Here is a 3,054-nt window from a genome sequence, read left to right as displayed (position 1 = left end):
TCAAGCCAGCCTGACAACGCCTCCGCAGAGCAGGGTCCGAATACCACTCGATCATGAACAGCGTGCGCTCGAGGCGGCCGAGTTCGCGTAGAGCGCGGGCCAGCTGACTGGGATTGCGAAAGGCGGCAAGCCGCTTGAGGATCGTCGAGGGAGCGACCGTGCGTGTCTGGATCGAGGCCGCCAGATGAAGGAGGTCGTCCCAGTATTCCATGATCAGGCTGGTGTTGATCGGCACACCAATGTGTTCTTGCAGCGCAGGATAGGTCTCCGGTTTCTCGAAGGTATGGAGCTTTCGGTCCTTAAGATTGCGCAGCCGCGGAGCAAACCGCCGGCCCGTCAGGGCGAAGAGGCCAAACACGTGATCACTCGCGCCGCCCGTGTCCGTGAAGTGTTCCTGGATGTCGAGTTCTGTCTCGTGATCAAACAGGCCATCCAGTACGTAGGGAGCCTCGCTCTCGGTAGCGCTGATCGGCAGGATGCTGAAGTAGCCGTACTGATCGGATAAGTGGCTGTAGAACTTCGAACCGGGTTCGCTACCGTAATGCAGGTTGATGTCACCACGCTTCCCGGCACGATCGCTCGCCTGGAAGAACTGCCCGTCCGATGAGGCTGTGGACCCGTCTCCCCAGAGCAGGGCATGTGGGTGCTGAGCGTGCCCGTCGGTGATGCAGGCCTGCGCCAGCTTGTACGTCTCCGGTCGCGTATGGAAGATCCGCTTCCAGGTAATCTCCTGCGGGCTCACTCCTTTCGAGGCAGCTGCCATGCGCCTGGCGCCGAGATTGGTTGCATCAGCCAGAACACCGGCCAGCATAGCCGGGATGCTGCGTGGCGGCTCTTGGGTACGGATGTGGGTGAACTGATCGGCAAACTTGGTCCAGTTATGAACCTCCATCAGGAGATCAGGTACCTCGATCAGCGGGTACATGTCGCCAAGTTCCCACTTCAACTCCTCGGCCGCCGCTGGCACGTCGCCGGGCAGAGGAGTAACGACGAGCTGTCCGGCCTCAAGCCGGACGCCCTCCAGCTTGCCGTTGCGGGCGCGGTAGGTAAGCCGCTTCATGTTGAAGTCCAGCGTCTGTCGTGCCTCGCTCAGATAGCTGATGGCATCCTGTGGCACACCGAGCCCGAGATCGTCCGATGCTTTCAGGGCGGCGAAGGCCGGCTTCGGCATCAGCTGTTCATCCATCGGCCGGAAGGCGCGACTGCCTTCAACCCAGATGTCGCCGGAGCGCAACCGGTCTCTGAGCACGGCCAATGTTGCGATCTCGTACAGGCGGCGATCTGGCCCAGCGTCTCCAAAGATCAGTTTCCGGCTCTTGGTGCTGAGATGGCCGACGGGCACGCGCTCGGGTAGGGTGCGCCGGCTCGCGGCCTTCAAAGTCTTGAGCGTCCCGATCGCAGCCAACAATGAATCATGTTTGCGTGACGAGCAGAACGTAAAGGTCTCTAGGAACCGCGCCGTGTACTTGCGGACGGTGCTGTAGCGCTCTGCTGCCAGGAGGAGCGGATCGGGATCAGCATCCCGCACCATGGCTTCGACTTCCGGTTGGGCCTGCAACAGGCGGTGCCACCCGACTTCATCATCGAGAACATCAATGGCATTTCGGCCCGTGTCGCTGGCGACAACGAGAGCTCGCAGGGTGTCCCGGAACAGGCGCAGCACCTTGGTTGTATCTTGTTGAGCCTCAACATACCGTTTCTTGCGCCGAGTATTGGCTCGTGCGAAGAGCCGTCCGATCAGCTTGTTGAACATCGTGACTGCGGCATCCGTCAGCGTCTGCTCGAGGGTAATGGCTTGAGCCACAAGGGTGGCTCGTCTCCTGCGAGCGCCGAAGTCGGCCACCAGCCACGCGGGCGTCAAATCGCCTTCTCGCACAATCTGGGTCCATCGATCGGGATGAATCCGAGCCTGACGCTGGGGATCGATCGCCAACCCGCGAACAAACGTCAGACGGTCTATGAGGCCAATCAGATTGTCGGCGCTGGGGGCATCTGGAGCCGATCGTAGCCACGCAAGCCGGGTCTGCTGGATGGCGGGGTCGACCATGAGGGAGGCTTCGAGCTGCTCCGTCTGGTCTACCGAAAGCCCGTCCAAAAGAGCAGCTTCCGCCCGTTGTCGGGCAATGGCACGGCCGGCGAGGCCGATCTTCTCGAGCGCCGCATCCGGCAGGAGTAGAACTCCCCGTCGGCGAAATTCGCTGACAACGGCGGTCATGATCGGTACACCGAGGTCAGTTGTGCTGGCCGCCTCAACGGCCGCCAGAAGGGCAGCGCGACGATCCTCCCGTGTTGCGGACCGAACGCTTAGGTACTTCCCCAAGCGGTGACTGTGTTCAAACCGCGTTGGGATACGACGTGCATAGGATGCGAACACCTCCGAGGGGATGCCCAGCTGCTCGGCCACGTAGGTGACCACCGCGGCGGGCGGGTCTTCGTCCATAGCCAAGACCCGGCCCGGATAGCGCATGATACACAGCTGGACCGCATAGCCGAGCTGGTTATGAGGGCGGCGCCGGACTTCGGCTTGCAGCCGATCCTGCGGAGACAAGGTGTAGTGCCGGATCAGGCTCTCCTCGTCGTCTGGTATGCCGAGCAGGGCTTGGCGTTCGGCAGGGGTTAAGAGATTCCGGCGCGCCATCGATCACCTCGCAGGTTGTCGGCTCAATCGCTCCTGAGGAGCCGGACATTGGTGCGGGATCTACGAACCCCGTACAGCTGCTGCCCTGCGTATCCACACGTTACGTTCTGGGTATCGTTACCAGCAGGGTTCTGGCTAATCGCCGAGAGCACCGGGCTGCTACCTCCCAGTAACTGCGCACGGCGCCAGACGATGGGATCGTCAAGGAGAGGAAAGGCGAGTTCCCGATCCGTTCTATCTTAGCGTATAATCAGGAACAGATCTTGCGCTGGCCCCTCTTTGCCCTAGTGTGCTTTCTTGAAAGCAGCGGGGGCAACACCGATCGCTCCAATCCAGCAGCCTGACAAGTTTCGGTAAGGAAGTAAGCGGGGCGTGATGGCCGCGGGCTGGGACCGGATCGTGTCCACTCATGGCCA

General features: G+C 61.5%; 1 protein-coding gene. It reads right to left on the bottom strand.

What is annotated here, in order from left to right; genetic code table 11:
- The coding region (locus tag OC446_RS29850) for a Tn3 family transposase (protein WP_262032512.1) at positions 1-2,638 on the bottom strand (2,638 nt) is incomplete at its 3' end.
- Positions 2,639-3,054: the final 416 nt, after the last annotated feature.

Source organism: Microvirga sp. Mcv34 (assembly GCF_024519725.1).
Taxonomy (GTDB): Bacteria; Pseudomonadota; Alphaproteobacteria; order Rhizobiales; family Beijerinckiaceae; genus Microvirga.
This window is presented reverse-complemented; position numbering and strand designations above follow the sequence as displayed.